At 42.6% G+C, this 18,574-nt stretch carries 16 protein-coding genes and 1 pseudogene; 6 read left to right on the plus strand and 11 right to left on the minus strand.

Going from position 1 to position 18,574, the window contains the following annotated elements; translation table 11 throughout:
• Nucleotides 1-61 precede the first annotated feature (61 nt).
• Complete coding sequence (locus RMX89_RS29065) at nt 62-883, minus strand: sulfurtransferase (RefSeq protein ID WP_322691367.1); 822 nt, start codon at nt 881-883, stop codon at nt 62-64.
• A 26-nt stretch (nt 884-909) separates the two neighbouring features.
• Here RMX89_RS29065 and RMX89_RS29070 point away from each other — a divergent pair, with 26 nt between their 5' ends.
• The 4 genes from RMX89_RS29070 to RMX89_RS29085 all read left to right on the plus strand — a co-directional run bounded on the left by RMX89_RS29070 (nt 910) and on the right by RMX89_RS29085 (nt 5,698).
• Nucleotides 910-1,833: a tRNA (5-methylaminomethyl-2-thiouridine)(34)-methyltransferase MnmD gene (locus RMX89_RS29070; protein ID WP_322691368.1), complete on the plus strand. Its 924-nt coding sequence runs from the start codon at nt 910-912 to the stop codon at nt 1,831-1,833.
• A 498-nt stretch (nt 1,834-2,331) separates the two neighbouring features.
• Entirely contained in the window at nt 2,332-3,576 is a 1,245-nt protein-coding gene (locus tag RMX89_RS29075) for a two-component system response regulator (RefSeq protein ID WP_322691369.1), read from the plus strand.
• Between the two features lie 204 nt (nt 3,577-3,780).
• Nucleotides 3,781-5,160, plus strand: a complete 1,380-nt coding sequence (glmU, locus tag RMX89_RS29080) for a bifunctional UDP-N-acetylglucosamine diphosphorylase/glucosamine-1-phosphate N-acetyltransferase GlmU (protein ID WP_322691370.1) — start codon at nt 3,781-3,783, stop codon at nt 5,158-5,160.
• Between the two features lie 115 nt (nt 5,161-5,275).
• Complete coding sequence (locus RMX89_RS29085) at nt 5,276-5,698, plus strand: DUF29 family protein (protein ID WP_322691371.1); 423 nt, start codon at nt 5,276-5,278, stop codon at nt 5,696-5,698.
• On the opposite strand, the gene RMX89_RS29090 is transcribed toward RMX89_RS29085, so the two are convergent.
• Both RMX89_RS29090 and RMX89_RS29095 read right to left on the minus strand, forming a co-directional pair.
• Nucleotides 5,689-6,642: an isoaspartyl peptidase/L-asparaginase gene (locus RMX89_RS29090; RefSeq protein ID WP_322691372.1), complete on the minus strand. Its 954-nt coding sequence runs from the start codon at nt 6,640-6,642 to the stop codon at nt 5,689-5,691. The two genes, RMX89_RS29085 and RMX89_RS29090, sit on opposite strands and share 10 nt — an antisense overlap.
• The gene (locus RMX89_RS29095) at nt 6,642-6,836 is read right to left on the minus strand and encodes a DUF2256 domain-containing protein (protein ID WP_289799005.1); all 195 of its coding nucleotides are present in this window, start codon (nt 6,834-6,836) and stop codon (nt 6,642-6,644) included. The genes RMX89_RS29090 and RMX89_RS29095 overlap by 1 nt, the downstream gene beginning before the upstream one ends.
• 1,022 nt (nt 6,837-7,858) lie before the next feature.
• Between RMX89_RS29095 and RMX89_RS29100 the strand changes: the two genes are divergently transcribed.
• Nucleotides 7,859-8,065 (plus strand): hypothetical protein, encoded by a 207-nt coding sequence (locus RMX89_RS29100; RefSeq protein WP_322675266.1) that lies wholly within the window; start codon nt 7,859-7,861, stop codon nt 8,063-8,065.
• 107 nt (nt 8,066-8,172) lie between these two features.
• On the plus strand, nt 8,173-8,421 hold the full coding sequence (locus RMX89_RS29105; protein ID WP_322675265.1) for a hypothetical protein: 249 nt from the start codon (nt 8,173-8,175) through the stop codon (nt 8,419-8,421).
• A gap of 815 nt (nt 8,422-9,236) precedes the next feature.
• Here RMX89_RS29105 and secA read toward each other — a convergent pair.
• From secA to surE, 8 genes and pseudogenes are all read right to left on the minus strand, one after another.
• Nucleotides 9,237-12,029: a preprotein translocase subunit SecA gene (secA, locus tag RMX89_RS29110; protein WP_322691373.1), complete on the minus strand. Its 2,793-nt coding sequence runs from the start codon at nt 12,027-12,029 to the stop codon at nt 9,237-9,239.
• Between the two features lie 321 nt (nt 12,030-12,350).
• Complete coding sequence (locus RMX89_RS29115) at nt 12,351-12,938, minus strand: cytochrome C (RefSeq protein WP_322691374.1); 588 nt, start codon at nt 12,936-12,938, stop codon at nt 12,351-12,353.
• Nucleotides 12,939-13,122: 184 nt separating this feature from the next.
• A pseudogene (locus RMX89_RS29120) lies at nt 13,123-13,431 on the minus strand (type II toxin-antitoxin system RelE/ParE family toxin).
• Nucleotides 13,432-13,477: 46 nt separating this feature from the next.
• The gene (locus RMX89_RS29125; RefSeq protein ID WP_322683978.1) at nt 13,478-13,735 is read right to left on the minus strand and encodes a hypothetical protein; all 258 of its coding nucleotides are present in this window, start codon (nt 13,733-13,735) and stop codon (nt 13,478-13,480) included.
• Between the two features lie 186 nt (nt 13,736-13,921).
• On the minus strand, nt 13,922-14,830 hold the full coding sequence (locus RMX89_RS29130; protein ID WP_322675261.1) for a MoxR family ATPase: 909 nt from the start codon (nt 14,828-14,830) through the stop codon (nt 13,922-13,924).
• Between the two features lie 249 nt (nt 14,831-15,079).
• Entirely contained in the window at nt 15,080-16,156 is a 1,077-nt protein-coding gene (locus RMX89_RS29135) for a bifunctional riboflavin kinase/FAD synthetase (RefSeq protein WP_322691375.1), read from the minus strand.
• Between the two features lie 132 nt (nt 16,157-16,288).
• Nucleotides 16,289-17,185, minus strand: a complete 897-nt coding sequence (locus RMX89_RS29140) for an MBL fold metallo-hydrolase (RefSeq protein ID WP_322675259.1) — start codon at nt 17,183-17,185, stop codon at nt 16,289-16,291.
• Nucleotides 17,186-17,461: 276 nt separating this feature from the next.
• Complete coding sequence (surE, locus tag RMX89_RS29145) at nt 17,462-18,268, minus strand: 5'/3'-nucleotidase SurE (RefSeq protein ID WP_322683982.1); 807 nt, start codon at nt 18,266-18,268, stop codon at nt 17,462-17,464.
• Nucleotides 18,269-18,574: the final 306 nt, after the last annotated feature.

An 18,574-nucleotide genomic window follows, 5' to 3' on the forward strand; every position in this document is an offset into this window, starting at 1 on the left:
AATGACCAATGACCAATGACCAATGACCAATGACCAATGACCAATGACCAATGACTAATGACTATAAATAAGAAATCCAATCACTCCAGCTACCAGCATAAAGTTTACCCTTGCTAATACCAGCTAATTCTAAAGAAAGTAAATTCACACAAGCAGTAACGCCAGAACCACAATATACTAATATTTCTTCGGCTGTTTTTAGCTTTTCCCACCGACGGCGTTGTTCTTCTTGAGGAAGTAGGTAGCCGGAAGAATCTGTAACTTCTTGCCAGGGATAGTTGACTGCACCGGGAATATGTCCGGCAATGCGATCGATTGGCTCTCGTTCGCCTTGGTAGCGATCGCTCTCTCTTGAATCTACCAATACTACCTCGTGGCTATCTTTCCGGCTTTTCACCGCTGTAATATCTACCACCTTTTCTGTTTGTACTTGAGGGACAAACGTACCCATTTGGGGGGAAGGAATAACATCTGTAACAGAATAGCCAGCTTCTTGCCATCCAGCCAAGCCCCCATCTAGTACTGCTACTTGCTCATGTCCTAGATAGCGCAACAGCCACCATAGACGAGATGCAAAAGCAAAGCGCGAATCATCATAAGCTACAACTAAACTTTTTTGATAATTTACCCCAATCGCTGCCAATTTGTTAGCTATATCATTAGGGTTAGGTAAAGGATGTCTCCCACCATGCTTACCCACTGGACTGGAAAGATCCTGATTCAAATCTAAGTAATATGACCCATCTATGTGACTGGTTTGATACTGTTGCTGTCCTAGTTGTGGATCGGCTAAAGAAAAGCGACAATCCACAATAACGACTTGCGGATCTTCTAGATGTTCAAACAGCCAAGCTGGCGAAACAACAAATTGGGAATTGGGCATTAGTCATTATTTAGTTTTTTTGTAAGATGTCAGACTTAGAGAATTTTACACCTAAGTTAACAGCAGATGGTTCTTTTACCTTTGTCTCTCAAGAGTTTGGTGAATCCTTTCACAGCCATTATGGAGCTACGCAGGAAAGTTTTTGCAAGTTTGTAGAACCTACTCAACTGGCTACAGCAGCGCAAAAACCTGTCTTGCGACTATTGGATGTTTGTTATGGTCTGGGATATAACACAGCTGCTGCTTTGCAAACAATTTGGGACGTGAATCCTAGTTGTTGTGTTGAAATAATCGGTTTAGAACTGAATCCAGCAGTGCCACAAGCGGCGATCGCCCATCAGTTGTTCGACAATTGGAACTGTAACTATATTGAAATTTTGAAAAAGCTAGCTTTTGAGCATCAAGTACAAACACCTTGCTTGAAAGCGAAGTTACTGATTGGTGATGCTAGAACTACAATTGCGCTAGTACGTCAGTCGGGTTTCTGGGCAGATGCAATTTTCCTCGATCCCTTTTCACCACCACAGTGTCCTCAATTATGGACTGTTGAATTTATTAAACAACTCTCATTGTGTTTACATCCAGATGGTTTATTAGCCACCTATTCTTGTGCTGCTGCTGTACGTACAGCACTTTTGTCTGCTGGCTTGGTTATATCTTCTACCCCACCCGTAGGAAGGCGATCGCCTGGTACTGTGGCAACACATTCTCAAAATGCTGAGTCTAAAGACGACTCCCTATTCACTACCCTTTCAGAAGTTGAAAAAGAACACTTGCTAACTCGTGCTGCTATTCCCTATCGCGATCCTCAATTGAGCGATCCAACTGAAGTCATAGTCAGGCGGCGACAACAAGAGCAAGAAACCTCTTGCCTAGAACCTTCCTCTCATTGGCGAAAAAGGTGGTTATTGGGAACACAAGGTAGGGATTTTATGGGAACTAGTTTGTAGTTTGATTACAATATCATACAATATGCTACGTCTATGGACTGCAAGCCTAATTCAACGAGTTTTTACGAGTCAAATAGCTTAACTATATGTTAGTATTCAATATCACATCATATTTTACGGTACTAGATTATTCCTATAACTGAGTAAAAAAATTATATCTAAATGATTACTATAAAGACTTGAAACTCAAAATCCGATATTTTGATATAAATTGTTCAATTACAACGGTTTCTGACGCCACAAGGCTAAAAAATCTCCGTAAAAAACCTGATTTAACATTTGTGATAATTTATAATACTGGAATTAAAAGCAAAAAATTTGACAACAAGATACATCTTGTTCGTAACATAAAAGATACATGCTGCGAAAAATTCCATCCGCAGCTTGACATCATCCATAATCCATATCGAAATTCTGACTCAGATACAGTCAAATCTTAAATTTGTTTTTAAAATCTAACGCTGTTAACTAACTTGTGCAAAAACTTGGAGTGCCTTTGTGATTCAATGGAAATCCAACCATACAGGCTTTACAGAAAAAATTGTTAATGGGTCAAACCCCATTAGCACAGTGAAGAGTATCGGTTCAAATCATGCTGTAGAATCGCAAAATGCGGAGGGTTATTCTTTAGGCTTATCTCAAGGAGACCTTATGCTTGAAGATAGGCAAGCAATGTTTTCTTGGATAAAATCTGATGTTAATTGTGATGAAGATTCATTGGTCTCTAGAACACTACAAGCCAAAGGTTCTAAAGTGAATGGGTTTGATTTAGATCCGCCGAAGGTTTTAGTTGTTGACGATCATGCCGCCAGCCGGATGACTGCTGTTGCCCTCTTGGGGATGGAAGGATATGAGGTGATTGAGGCGGACACTGGGTCTATTGTTGTGGGATTGGTAACTCAAAAACAACCAGATTTGATTTTGCTGGATGTCATGATGCCAGGAATGGATGGATTTGAAGTGTGCCAATTGCTTAAACAAGATGAGCAGACTAGGCTAATCCCAGTAATTTTTATTACAGCGTTAAATGACAGGCGATCGCGCATTCGGGGAATTGAAGTTGGGGCAGATGATTTTCTCACTAAACCCTTCGATCGGGTGGAACTCGCAGCGCGTGTAAAGTCCTTGGTGCGGCAGAAGCGTATGAACGAAGATTTAGACCATGCCGAACAAGTACTGTTTTCCATTGCCATGTCTATCGAAAGTCGCGATCCCAATACAGGCAACCATTGCGAACGTCTAGTAAAACTGGGACAAGTTTTTGGTGAATACCTCAACCTCACACGCTATCAAATTCGAGATTTGATGTGGGGTGGTTATCTCCACGATATTGGTAAGGTGGGTATTCCCGATGCTGTGCTGCTAAAAAAAGGCAAACTCACCCCCGAAGATTGGCAAATTATGCAGCAGCACGTTTTGATTGGAGAAAAAATCTGCCAACCACTACGCAGTATGCGCGGTGTAATTCCGATTATTCGTCATCACCACGAACGTTGGGATGGTTCAGGCTACCCCGATCGACTCAAGGGAGATGATATTCCTTATCTTGCGCAAGTATTTCAGTTAATTGATATTTATGATGCCCTGACTAGTGAACGACCTTACAAAAGAGCTTTTACTTCAACAGAAGCCCTTTTAGTGATGCAAGAAGAAGCTGATTCTGGTTGGCGTAACCCCAAACTAATGCAGCAGTTTGCAGAGTTTATTTGCTCTTTTCAGGAAAATGGGAAGACTGAGGAATAGGGAGTAATGATTTGTAGCTGCTGTAATGAACGCTAATTTGCATTATTATAATCTCTGCTTTTTATGAGTAAAAGTTATACCGACTCCTGAATTCTGAATTTTTTGATATTTTCAGTCTTCTATGATTAGCTGGTATGATTTGAGCCGAGATTTTAAAGTACTAACAGCACTAATCACAATTTCACTGATAGCTGATAGCTAATTATGGTAGTTGTAGCAATTCTAGCGGCGGGACGCGGCACACGGATGAAATCACGCTTACCCAAGGTTTTACATTCTTTGGGTGGGCGATCGCTAGTAGAGAGAGTTCTCGAAAGTGTAGAACCACTTTCGCCCTCACGGCGAATCGTGATTGTGGGATATCAATCTGAGGAAGTCCAAGCCGCCATGCATTCAATTCCCAGTTTGGAGTTTGTCGAACAGACTGTGCAATTGGGGACAGGTCATGCTATCCAGCAATTACTTCCTCACTTGGAAAATTACACAGGAGATTTACTGGTACTTAACGGCGATTTACCGTTAATACGCAGCGAAACTCTTAAGCAGATGTTACAAACTCACGTCCAAAATCAAAACTCTGCCACTATTCTCACCTCGCACCTACCCGACCCCACAGGCTACGGGCGCGTTTTTTGTAATGATCAAAATATTGTGCAGGAAATGGTCGAACACAAGGATTGTACGGCTGCTCAACGAGAAAATCAGCGAATTAACGCTGGAGTTTACTGCTTTCGCTGGCCAGATTTGGCAAAGGTGCTTCCCCATCTCCAGGCAAACAATGCCCAAAAAGAATACTATCTTACCGATGCTGTAACTCAGGTAGGACAAGTAATGGCAGTGGATGTGGAAGATTATCAAGAAATTCTTGGTATCAACGATCGCTTGCAACTGGCAGCAGCATCCGAAATTTTGCAAAAACGAGTCAAGGAAAAATGGATGCTGGCGGGTGTCACTCTCATCGACCCTACAAGCATCACCATTGATGAAACAGTGGAATTGCAAGCGGATGTAATTATTGAACCCCAAACTCACCTGCGGGGAAATACGGTAATCCAAACAGGAAGTCGGATTGGGCCGGGGAGTTTAATTGAAAATAGTCAGTTAAGTGAAAATGTCACGGTGCAATATTCAGTAGTTATAAATAGCACCGTGCAGGCCGGAAGCCGAATTGGCCCTTATACTCATTTGCGCGGTCAGGTACAGGTGGGTGCTGGTTGCCGTGTGGGAAATTTTGTGGAGTTGAAAAATACGCAATTAGGCGATCGCACCAATGCAGCCCATTTGTCATATATAGGTGATACTGTTGTCGGTAATCAGGTGAATATTGGTGCTGGTACAATTACTGCCAACTATGACGGCGTAAAGAAACATCGTACCAAAATAGGCGATCGCACAAAAACTGGCGCCAATAGCGTTTTAGTGGCTCCACTCACTTTGGGAGATGATGTCTACATTGCAGCTGGTTCTACTGTGACAGAAGATGTGCCTGATGATTCTCTGGTAATTGCCCGTAGTCGTCAGGTGGTGAAACCAGCTTGGCAAAGGAAAAATGTTGAAAATGAAACCACAGATCGACATAAATAATTCATCGGTGTTAATCGCGCTCGATCTGTGGCTTTAGACTATAAACCACAATTTTTGCTAGATGTCTAATCTAGCTAGATTAGTAATATAGCCAAAATCTCAACATATAACATGCATGGAAGAACTGCTAGAACTTAGGCAATTTCTAGAACAAGGCAAAATCCATGAGGCGTTGCTGTTGGTGGATGAGTTAGAAGAAATGAGCCTCAATGACAAAATCAATAAAATTGATAGTTATGGTGTGATTCTGCTCATCCATTTAATTAAACAAAAGGCCGAAAAACGTTCTACTCGCTCTTGGGATGTTTCAATAGAAAATACAGTGCGGGAAATCAACAAAATAAACAAGCGCCGCAAATCCGGTGGCTTTTACTTGAATCAGGCAGAATTAATCGATATTCTGGAACAAGGATATCAAGTGGCACTGAAAAGAGCGGCGCTAGAAGTTTTTGAGGGGCGTTATGAAGCCCAAGAATTGGCCGCAATGGTTGACCAGCAAGAAACTTTAGCCGAAGCCCTGAAACTGATTCAACAATAGCCAATCAGTTCGTTGCCAGTCCATTCCAAAGTGTCACCAACTTTTTCGCCATCGTGGTAGGCGGCGAGTAAGATTTCGCTAGTTTTCCCCCAAGCGATCGCTCCACTAGCATCTAAGGCGATCGCTCCCAAATCGCGTTTGTTCTCGTGAGCTTCCCCAAAGGAACGCTGCATCGCCTCCTTCAGTGACATCCCATCAGTGACACGCACTACAATCCGTGCGGCTAAACACTCATCGATGATATCTTCACCAATGCCAGTACAGCTAACACCAGCATTACTAGTAGCATAATTACCTGCTGGCATCGCCGAATCACTTACCCTGCCAATCCGCTCAAATCCCTTACCACCAGTAGAAGTGCCAGCAGCTAACTTACCAGATGCATCTAAAGCTACTACACCGATGGTACCGCGTCCGCTATTGCTGGTTTCGAGCAGTTCGGGTTCTGCTACTACGCCAGCCATTGCGCTTTTAAAATTATCCTGGCGCTCTTGTATCCACTCTTGTAACCGCAAATCAGTTAAAGCGTTATAGCTGGGAATTTGCATTTCTCGCGCCAACTCAGCCGAACCGAAATCTGATAGCACTCGGTCTGGGGAGCTTTGTAAAAATTGCGCTAAATCAATCGGATTTTTCACCCGCGAGATATTAATCACACCACTAAACCGCCCTGATGCACCATCCATCAGGGAAGCACTCATACGGATTTGTCCATCAGATTGCAATACTGAACCAGTACCAGCATTAAAACGGGGGTTGTCTTCGAGCATTAGGCAACCCCGCACCACTGCCTCAGAGGCAGTTGCTCCTGACAATAGCAGAGAATAAACTTCTTCTATTACTGTATGGAGCGATCGGCGCACCGCCTCTAATCCGCCTTTACCGTGGAGAGAACTACCAGCCCCACCATGAATAATTAATTTAGGTTGCACCTGTAACTCCATTAATCTCTTGCGCTATTTGCGTCTGTATCGCGGTTGGTTTCATTTTGAGCTTCAGAACGGCGACGACGACAACGTTCTGAGCAGTATTTCACATCGTCCCAGCAATCTTGCCACTTTTTACGCCATGTGAAAGGACGTTGACATACCGGACAGATTTTTGTAGGTAGGTCAGATTTAGAACGAACACGTCCCATATAAATACTGTGTAAATGAGAATTTAATTTCTGAGGGAGATGGAAGATAATTATAACTAGTTTGCTATGAAGGCAGGATAAATTCGACGAACAAATATATTGTCAATCTATCCTTAGAGTTATTTGCAATATCTATTCTAAAAAGAGAGAGGCTTTAAATCTTACTATCCTTCTCTTTTAAGGACTTGCAAAAAATAAATTATCCCCAACTATTTTTAGATTTGTAGAGGTGCAAGGACTTACATTGGTGTCAACTTAAGGTTAAAGCTTTTAGCGGTTTATCTCATTGCCTGTCGGAGCAGGGGAATGTTTAATGGGAGGCAGTATTTCTAGCCTCTGACTGGAAACGAGATATTAAAGGAGTTTTAGCTTAAGTTTACTGATACCAATAAAGGACATGAAAGACCCCTGACGACGTTAGGGCAAGGAAAGCTGTTTCATGTCCTAAAAGGTGCTGATTTACAAGCGTTTCAAGCAAAAAATCAGGTGAATAAAAAATCTGATTGCACAAGAAAATAGTGATGCCCTCTCCTGTCAAAGACGCTTTGCGTAGCTTGCTTCCCCGTAGAGGTACGGCAAGGCTTCTCTACGAGAGGCTACGCCAACGCTAACGCACTGAAATTGACTCTTTGAGATAGTAATTTTTCGATTACTAACTTCCCCGCATTTACTGTCTATGTTGTTGACAATATCCTTAATAGATCGAATGAAATAGACTTGGAGGTTAGGGGAATTAAAAGTCCTTAAACTCATATCGAAACACATTTAAAACAACCTCTAAATACTAGACGTTGTAAATAACTTGATAGTACATAGCAAAGTACTTTTCAAACAATTTTTAAATACTATATAGGGTCAGTAACTTGATAGTAGAATGTTTTTTCCTTCATAAAAGAAAATTTACGTAAAACTACTGTTCATCGAATTCTAATAGTGCTATTCTTTGTATGCCACTAAAAAACAAGTTGTAGTGGCACGACAACAAACCAGTTGACCTTACTAATTCTTAGGAAAGTAAAATCATGATTATCAACGATCTTTCTCATGTAGAAACCGTTCTTGAAAATGACAATGTTCAAGGTGGAATAGCTTTTGCAGATGCTAATTCAAAAGCATTCGCTTTTGGTAAAAACATCGCTATCACCAGCATTGCTACTAGCACCGTTGCTGTCTCCAAGAAATACAGCCTATCTGCTAGTGTCGGTTCATCTAGTTCTTCTGCCGGCTAAATATGCCTTAGTCCTACAGTGTACTACAGTGCATTTTAGATAGAAAAATTGCTGAAAGTTATCAAAAACTTTCAGCAATACATTCGTTTTTCAAAGAGAGCTTTTTTATGGAACGATTAAGAATTTCCGATCTCAGTTTTTGTGAAGATGAAACTTCCGATCTTAGTCAAGTACAAGGGGGAGTTGCATCTGCTTACGCACGTAGCTATTCTACTGCTAAGAAAAGCAGTTATAAAGTAGACAAATTCGGTATTTCCGCTGAGATTTCAGGTGCTCTTGCTGGTGCTCTTGCTGGCGCTATTACTGATGGTGATAAAGCTATTGCATCTGCCAATACATCTGCAACAGCTTCCTAAAGCTTGCATAACCACATTGTAGGTAACTTTTATGGGCAATGTCCATAAAAGCTTCTTATAAATATTTCTATACCTCTATCTTATACCACATAGTAGTATAAGACAGTAGGTAAAAGTGACACTTCAACGTCGCTCACTGACCATGCTTGTTTTTGAGTTCAAAGCTTATGAAAAGTCAGCCCAGATAACAGCAGTAGATAATGCAATTCTGCCTGTAAAAATTCATTAAAAATAGCTGTATTTGGCTATAGATTAATGTTAAAAATACAGCTAAAAAAGATTTGCATAAATTCTTGAATTGATTGTGCTGTATTTGCAGCTAACTTTCCTTTTACTAATGAACTTAACTCAATGGTAAGACTTACCAGTGGAAAACAAGCATGGTCTTTCTTCTATCTCTTGGTTTTATGACAACTGTAAAGAGGGTACTCTGGGTTTCAAACCACTCATTTTTATAGCTATTTATTTGTATTTATTTAATGCTTATCTGTCAGGGTGCAAAATCACAAAATCATTTGCATACCTAATGACTTAAGGTTTCCATAAATCAATTTTGTACCGATCTGAGTGGAATACTTAAGTAGGCGAGAAACCCGAAGAAATAAAACCTCGTTCTGCCAGAACTCGATCGATTTGATTTGTGATAGTAAGGGTAACTATTACTTGCCCCATTTGCTTACCCTGAGGACTTGGTAGTATCAGCTTACCCGTTTCAGCAAACTCCTGAAAACAAAATATTTTTGAGAGATGCATTAAAACACAAAGACGCAAAAGCACTCTTTGCGCCTTTGCGTCTCTGCGTAATATATTCCCTACTACACCATCTCAGACGAAGCCTGCACTACCGGTTGCGGCTGTGGCTGGAACATGAACAACGAGTAAACAACGTCTCGGCGGATGTTAACCATCATATCCAAGAACAATTCATACCCTTCGCTCTTGTATTCAATGAGCGGGTCTTTTTGCCCATAACCACGTAATCCCACCGATTCGCGCAAGGCATCCATTTGTTGCAGGTGTTCCCGCCACAAGGTATCAATGCGTTGCAAGATAAAGAAACGTTCCGCTTGGCGCATAAGTCCCGGTTGAACTTGGTCAATCTGCGCTTCTTTGAGGTCGTAAGCAATTCGTACCTGTTCGTGGAGGAAGGCTTTAATCTCGCTGACTGTAATATCTTCTAATTGACTAGCTTGTAAATCCGCTAGCAGATAGACGAATTCTTTGACTTTCTCAACCAACTTTTCTAACTCCCACTCTTCCGAGGGTAAGTCTACGTTGATGTAGAAGTCAACGATGTCATCCATCGTTTTTTCAGCGTATTTAATCACCTGTTCTTTCAAGTCTTGACCTTCTAAAACTCGGCGGCGTTCAGCATAAATAGCACGACGTTGATTATTCATCACCTCGTCATACTCAAATACCTGCTTCCGAATGTCATAGTAGTAGGTTTCAACTTTTTTCTGTGCACCTTCCAAACTCCGGGTAAGCATCCCAGATTCGATGGGCATATCTTCTTCCACTTGGAAGGCATTCATTAACCCAGCGACGCGATCGCCACCAAAAATCCGCAATAGGTTATCCTCTAAACTGAGGAAGAATCTCGTGGTTCCAGGGTCGCCTTGTCTTCCTGCACGTCCGCGCAACTGGTTATCAATCCGCCGTGATTCGTGGCGTTCTGTACCAATGACGTGCAAACCGCCGATACCCACTACCTCTTCATGTTCGCGGGTAGTAAATTGTTCGTATTCCTGTTTGACGCGGTTGTAAGCTTCCCGCAATTTCTGAATTACAGGGTCATCAATGGGGGCTTTTTCTGCGGCTACAGCTACCTTTTCTTCAGCTTCCAATTCTGGTAAACTGCGATCGCCATACTCACGCACGGCAATTTCTACTGCATCTTTGAGTAGTTTTTCTGTTTCTTTTGTCAATTGAGTCGGGAAAATTTCTGGCGAAGCCCGCCAAGTTTTGACTTTTTTACCAGGGACAAAGCCTTGACCACCACCATGTCCTGTAGGCAATCCAGTTGCTCTTTGCACGCCAAAGGCGTCTTCATCTTCTGGCATGACAATTCGGGGCATGAAGTATTCCCGCAGCTTCAGACGTGCCATGTATTCGGAGTTACCACCCAAAATGATGTCTGTACCTCTACCAGCCATGTTAGTAGCAATGGTAACAGCACCTTTTCGTCCAGCTTGGGCGACAATTTCCGCCTCACGCTCGACGTTTTCCGGTCGGGCGTTGAGTAATTCGTGAGGAATCTTCAAATCCTTCAATAGGCGGCTGAGAAGTTCGGATTTTTCTACACTAGTGGTTCCTACTAAGACAGGTCTGCCGAGTTGGTGCATTTCGGCACATTCTCCGGCGATCGCCCCCCACTTGCCTGCTTCTGTCTTAAACACCATATCAGACAAATCTTCGCGTCTGCGATCGCGGTTGGTGGGAATTACCGCAACTTCGAGTTTGTAAATTTTTTCAAATTCTGGTTCTTCGGTTTTTGCCGTTCCTGTCATTCCACCGAGTTTTGGATACAACAAGAACATATTTTGATAAGTAATGGTCGCTAGAGTTTGAGTTTCTGGCTGAATCTCTACGCGTTCTTTCGCTTCAATGGCCTGGTGTAATCCATCACTCCAACGCCGACCGGCTAGCACCCGACCAGTAAATTCATCCACAATTACTACTTCACCATTGCGGACGATGTAATTTACATCTTTGAGGAAAAGTTCCTTAGCTTTAATTGCATTGAAAATGAAGTGCGCCCAAGGATCTTCTGGGTCAAATAAATCTGTAACTCCCAAAAGATTTTCTGATTCCGCAAACCCTTCATCTGTCAATAGAACGTTGCGAGCTTTTTCATCCACATCGTAATGCTCGTCTTTTTTGAGTGTGAATGCTATTTCAGCGGCTTGCAGATATTTTTCTGTAGGTCTTTCCACCTGCCCAGAAATAATCAGTGGTGTCCGCGCCTCATCAACTAAAATCGAGTCCACCTCGTCAATTACGCAATAATTAAACGGGCGTTGTACCACATCTGCCATTGATGTCGCCATGTTATCCCGCAGATAGTCGAAGCCGACCTCGCTGTTGGTAACATAAGTGATATCGCAGTCGTAGTTTTTCTGACGTTCACTAGGAGTCATGCTTGACTGAATTAGCCCCACACTCAGCCCCAAGAAGCGATGCACCTGTCCCATCCATTCAGCGTCTCGACGAGCTAGGTAATCGTTTACGGTGATGACGTGTACACCTTTACCAGTAAGGGCGTTTAAGTAACTTGGCAAGGTAGCGACTAGTGTTTTACCTTCACCAGTTTTCATCTCGGCAATTTGCCCCACGTGCAAAATAATACCACCAAGGAGTTGGACATCAAAATGCCGCAAGCCTAATACTCGCCGTGCTGCTTCCCGAACAACGGCGTAAGCTTCTGGCAATATGTCATCTAGGGTTTCGCCTTTAGCGAGCCGTTGTTTAAATTCGACGGTTTTACCTTTTAACTCATCATCGGAAAGAACCTTAATTTCTTCCTCTAAAAGGTTAATTTCAGTAACAGAAGGTTGGTATTTTTTAAGCTTACGAGCGTTGGGGTCGCCCAACAAAAGTTTTAGCATGGCAGGTTATAGAACTGAATCAAGGGGGATGAGAATTAAAGGATCGGCATTGATTATAAACATTTAACCCAGCCCAAACGTCTTGGTCGTGGATGGGTGTGAAATGAGAATTACCTCAAAAGCGGGATAAAAACTAGCCAATCATTTAATAAACTGATTGGTTTTAACTCTTATCTTATATTTACTCTTTCTTCATAGTATCATTTTGCCCCCAGATGGGGCCAGAGAGGGTGTGGGGGAATAGAGTTAGGAGTTAAGAGTTAGGAGTTATGAGTTATAAGTTATGAATTTTTCAACTCCTCACTTCTCACTCCTCACTCCTCACTTCCACTCTGCTGTCAGGCGGCGGAAATTGTAATCATTAGCACTGGGATGACAGCTGACACAGCTGCCAATCTGGACGGGACGTGATAACTCAACTCCTGGATGCAAAGCTTTGAAATAACGCGAGTTGTTGAGGCGATATGGTGTTTCTTCGTCATCTAGCTGCACGCGGGAGAAAGTCGAAAGATATTTCCACACCAAGATGCGTTGCGGATCGACTAAAGGCTGGAGTTGTGCGCCGTAGTGCTGCGAGTCTTGCAGGATATTTTTCCAAGTTTGGGTAGGTAAAACGGCTGGCGGTATGGCAATGTGACATTTGGAGCAGTTTTCTAAATAAAGTTCTTGCCCCAATTGGTATTGTGCAGGTACTACATCAACAGTGCCAATTTCAGCGGGAGGAGTTGCACTTTGGGCGTTAGTTGCCAAGGCTAGAAGCCAACCCATAGCTAAACTCCACGTTATAATTACCAGAAGTAAACCGAAAAATTGGCGTTTGAACTCACGTTCGGCGCTTGGCTGTAGCGCTTGGCGTTGGCGTAGCCCGCCGTAGGCATCGCGGATTTTCCCCTTAACAAAAATTGACATTCCTCACATTCCCAAATATTTAAAAGTGGCGCTTGTGCTAATCATAAGACTTACGCAGTATTGACAGTGTTTCAAATTTTGTGTAAGTAGTTTTGTCAGCAACACATCTTTTATATTGACAACAGTAATATAAATATCTATTCAGCACACCACTGACTATGCAAGGAAAAGTATTCTAGTAGTTTTAACCTGACTCACTATAAAAATCAGCCACAATATCTCCGATTTCATTTGCACCAATATCTTTTCGGACAGATTTGGAATAAATCGTTAGTAGCAAAATGCTTGTAGGTGACTTAACTTGATAAATCAATCGGTATCCAGCACTCTTACCTTTTTGGATACTACTGTTACGAACTCTCACCTTATAAACAACATACTCCTCACCAATGCCCGCAATTCTATCTCCTACAATATTTCCTTATTGTAATTGCTCAATAATTGGTTGAACATCAGAGCGAATATTGCGAAATTTTTTTGAAAGGTCACGCAAGTTTTATTTATATTCAGGAGTTAAATCGATGAATACCGATAGCTGTTCATTCGGCATCAATTCCCTCCCACATTTGAGATAATGGCAAGCGTTGCCCTGTTTTGGCTTGCTGCAACGCTCTCCTCAAACTAGCTTTAATCTCCTCAACGGGCGTATCATCAGGGTCAAGCTCTTCTGCTTCTGCTTGTTCTGGAACCAACACAATCACCCGAACCTGATGAGGATAAGTGTTTCCCTGAATCGGCTCATCTAAAATTAGGTTTCCTTGAGAATCAATTTTGCCAGTAACTTCGATCGCTTTCATCTGTTATCCACCTTTTTTGTAAGAGATTTTAACACGCCCAAATTCCGGCAGGTTCAAGAAACTTAAGTTCATTCAAGTATGACTATTATGAGGTATTTACTAAAATGAAAAATATTTTTCCCAGCAAGAAATGCAGTTACCGCTACCTTGGATAGCTGTTTTTTAGATCGTTGAAGTCACTTTGCATTAAGGAATAGAAACCGATCGCAATAATCGCTCAACAACAGTTCTTGAATTGCGCCCTCCTCTAGGAATAAGTCGATGGCACAGAACATAAGGGACAAGAAATTTCACATCATCGGGAATGGCATAATCACGCCCTAATAGAAAAGCTAAGGCTTGAGCAGCCCGTTGTAATGCTAATGTGCCACGGGGACTGACACCAAGGGCGATTTCCTCGTCTTGACGTGTTGCCCGTACCAATTCGAGAATGTATTGTTGCAAGGAAGTTGCTACTTTTACTTGAGAGCAGAGATAACGCAATTCCTGCACTTCTGCCAAGGTAATACAAGGCTGCAAATTAGCAACTTTGATACCATTTTGGAGATTTTGTAGCATCAGGAGTTCTTCTGCCTCAGAAGGATAGCCCAAACTCAGCGACAACATAAACCGATCCATTTGCGCTTCTGGCAGAGGAAAAGTACCTTGATACTCGATAGGGTTTTGAGTAGCAATTACAAAGAAGGGCTGAGGAACTGCACGAGAGACACCATCAACTGTTACCTGATGTTCCTCCATAACTTCCAATAAAGCTGACTGAGTGCGAGGTGTGGCGCGGTTAATTTCATCAGCTAATAACACATTGGTAAAGACTGGCCCAGGCAAAAAAGTAAATTCGCCGCTTTTTGGGTTCCAGATGTTGGTGCCGGTAATATCAGTTGGCAGTAAATCGGGAGTGCATTGTAGCCGTTGAAACTTGCCATCCAGCGAGCGAGCTAAGGATTTAGCGAGTAGGGTTTTACCAACACCAGGAACATCTTCTAAGAGAGCATGACCACCACCTAGCAATGCTACTAGCACTAAGCGTATTGCCTCAGCTTTGCCAACGATGGTAAGAGCCAGATTTTGTGTTAAAGCGTCGATTTTTTCTCTCATGCGTTGTGGGGAGTGAGGAGTGTGTAATGGGGAGTTGGGAGTTAGGAGTTAGGAGTTAGGAGTTAGGAGTTATAAGAATTCTTCCCTAATGCCCAATGCTCAATTTTCCTAAATACATTGTTCCCACTTAGAACTCGTAACTCTGCCAATTTTAGATTTTGAATTTTGAATTTTGGATTGAAATAAAAATCTAAAATCTAAAATCCAAAATTGAATGACTCCAAACTCCTAACTCTTAACTCCTAACTTTTAACTTTCCGCTCCAGCACTCAAAACTTCTCTAGCAACAACGCAGTCAAGTTGAATTTGTGTTTTCAGGGCTTCGAGAGAAGGAAATTTTTGTTCGGGGCGCAAAAATTTAACTAGTTGCACAACCAGTTTTTTGCCATACAAATCGCCAGACCAATCGAATAAATGTACTTCCGCAGATGAATAAGTACCGTTTATAGTTGGACGATTACCGATATTCATGACACCCAAGTTCTCACTAGGAGCGGTATCTGTTGTTTCATTGAGAGTGAAAACACGGACAGCGTAGACTCCTTGGCGGGGCAAAAACTTTTCTTTTGGTAGTTGGAGGTTAGCGGTGGGAAAGCCAATTGTTCTGCCCAATTGTTGACCTTGAACGACATCACCAAGAAGGGCGTAAGGGCGTCCTAGTAACAGATTTGCGTTTTCGATGTCTCCCTGCTCAAGGGTTTGGCGGATCAATGAAGTGCTAATGCGAGCATCCTGAGTCGGAGTAGTACTGACGCAACTGGTTTGGGTGGACGAATCACCTGTATAAGTTTGTAAAGGAACGATGGTAACGGGAATATTGTGCTTGGCGGCGAGTAATTGCAAATCTTGAGCAGTACCACTGCGCTTTTCGCCAAAACAAAAATCCTGTCCAATGCTAATTCGTTCGCATCGTAGTTGTTGCACGAGAATTTTTTCGACAAATTCTTCGGGGGTCAACGCAGACAATTCTTTGTCAAAGGGTAGTAATACCAGTTGTTCTACCCCAAGCGATCGCAATTGTTGGACTTTTTCATCCAGTGGCGTTAACAAAGTCCTGGGTTGCCCTGTAAAAAACTCCTGTGGATGGGGGTCAAAGGTGACAACTGTTGAATAAGTATATTCTTGATTTGTCAGTTGATTTTCCTTTGAGTGCGGACTACTAGCTACTGATAAGTGACCACCAGCGTGCAAGACTGGTTGAATTACCCTTTGATGACCAAGATGAACGCCATCAAACTTGCCAAGGGCAACAGCAGTCGGCGTTAGTAGCCCAACGCTAGAAAAAGCAACCCGCACAGAACACCCATTTTTAGACAAATTTAGCACGTGGATTCTGAGATTTTAGGTTTATTTTAGCTCTCAGCAGGAAGCTACCCTATGGTAAACCGCCTTCAGGAGCGCTGAAAGCCTCTGATCACCAATCTAATCTAAAATCTCCAATTCCTCCGATCGCAATCTTTAGGTAGAAAACTTGCTAACAGGAAAAGATTCTGATAAGACAACTGAGGTCGGAACCTGAAGTACCAATCCTTCCCGTGCCATAATCGCACCAGGAAATTTTTCAGCGGCTTCTTTGCCGACACGATCCAAAAAGTCGTCATCGTGCGCCGGATCGTGGTGGTAAATCACTAAAGTTTTGACGTTAGCGGCTTGTGCCACTTTTACAGCTTCTTGCCAGGTAGAATGTCCCCAGCCAATTTTCGGGGATTTTGGCGAGTGGTATTCCTCGTCTGTGTAGGTAGAATCGTAAACCAGAATGTCAGCATTACGAGCTAACCACAACACATTGTCATCGAGTCGATCGGGAAAATGTTCGGTATCAGTGATGTAAGTAGCTGCACCACCACGCCAGTTGACGCGGTATCCAACAGCTTCACCTGGATGGTTTAAAGGTGCTGTTTCTACGGTAAGGTCATCAATGTGGATTGGTTGCCCTGGACGAATGTCGTAGAAATTTAAATTAGCTTGCATAATCTGCAAGGGTACGGGAAAGTTCGGGTGCAACATTTGATCGTTGAGGCGCTGTTCTATGGTAGAACCATCAGGTGCGATCGCGCCGTAAATATGAAAGTCATTCCCCTTTACAAACCCTGGCGTAAAGAAGGGAAAACCTTGCATGTGATCCCAGTGAGAGTGGGTAAAAAATATGTGAGCTTCTAACGGCATTTGGCGCAACAGAGATTGCCCCAAAACATGTAGTCCCGTGCCAGCATCGAAAACTAAGCGTTTATCGCCCGCTTGCATTGATATGCAAGGGGTATTACCGCCGTAACGAACAGTGTGTGGCCCAGGGCTGGGGATGCTGCCACGAACGCCCCAAAATTGTACGGTAAATTGATTCTCTATCCTAGACATGGGTGTTGCTTGCTGGACTGAGCGGGCGATAAATGAAAGAATTGTTACTTCTTTTGTTGAAGTTTATGCTGTCTCACTGATTTTGCTTGAGGAAGGATTTCTTGGTAAAACAGCATATCCTGTTTCTGGCTGATTGTGTAAATGTGAATGAAAGACGTCAGTTAGAACTTTTTAGGTTTGGGGGTGAATGTGTATCGCTTATTTCAAGAGTGCCCCTACGTTATAGCCTACATTTTTCGTGATGTATTTGAATAACCCCATTTTTGTCCTGATAAATCAAATGATTCCAGGAAAATTGAATTCCCAATCTGATAATTTATCTAATCCAGTTGCGTAAGTAAGATTGTATTGTAATGGAGTAATACTGATGTAGTTTTTACGTACAACTTCCACATCTGTAGGTACATTTTGAGGCAGATTTAATCCGCTTGGGAGTTCCACATCCTCAACTACCTCTCCGGTTAACCAGTAGTACGTTTTTCCACGAGGATCGACTCGTTTATTAAACACATCAATGTAATGCCGTAGGCCTTGACGGGTGAGAGCAACTCCGGCAATTTCTTCCCATTTGACCGCAGGAATATTGACGTTGAGCAACATTAAATCTGGCAGCGGTTTTTGGGCTAACTGGTCTACGAGAACTGTGGCAAACTTAGCAGCAGCTTGAAAATCTTTAGATGTGTGACTCATCAGACTCAGCGCTACGCTGGGTATGCCTTCAATTAGACCTTCCATTGCCGCAGAAACAGTGCCAGAATACAGAATTTCAGTTCCCAAATTCGCACCTTGATTAATACCAGAGAGAACTAAATCCGGGGGAGTTTCCAGCAAAGCCCACAGCGCCAATTTGACGCAATCTGAAGGCGTGCCATCACAAGCCCAAGCTTTGACAGTAGGATGAAAAATCTCTTCAACAATTTCGGCGCGAATCGGTTGGTGTAAAGTTAACCCGTGTCCAGTTGCCGATCGCTCTCGATCGGGACAAACTACACTCACATCATGACCAGCCTCTGCCAAATAGTTGGCTAGGGTACGAATCCCCAAGGCAGAAACGCCATCATCGTTGCTAATTAGTAATTTCATGGTCATTAGTCATTGGTCATTGGTCATTGGTCATTAGTCATCGATCATTAGTTATTAGTTATTTGTTATTAGCCATTTGTCAATGTCTGAGGTCACAATCAGCAAAAAAATATTTATACTCACTAGAGTGTGTGGCAAAATTTTGCCTACTTTTAAGACAAGTTGCTCAATCTCTAAGTCTGGTTAAGTGAGATGTTAGCTGGATTTACACGACCGCTGTACTAGCCCAATCGTCTATAACTGATAAACAGAGGTTTGGTTTCAACCCTCACCTTTAGCTGATGTTAATGCTATGACTGTAAGTTT

It is taken from the genome of Nostoc sp. DedSLP04 (assembly GCF_034530775.1).
Classification (GTDB): Bacteria; Cyanobacteriota; Cyanobacteriia; order Cyanobacteriales; family Nostocaceae; genus Nostoc.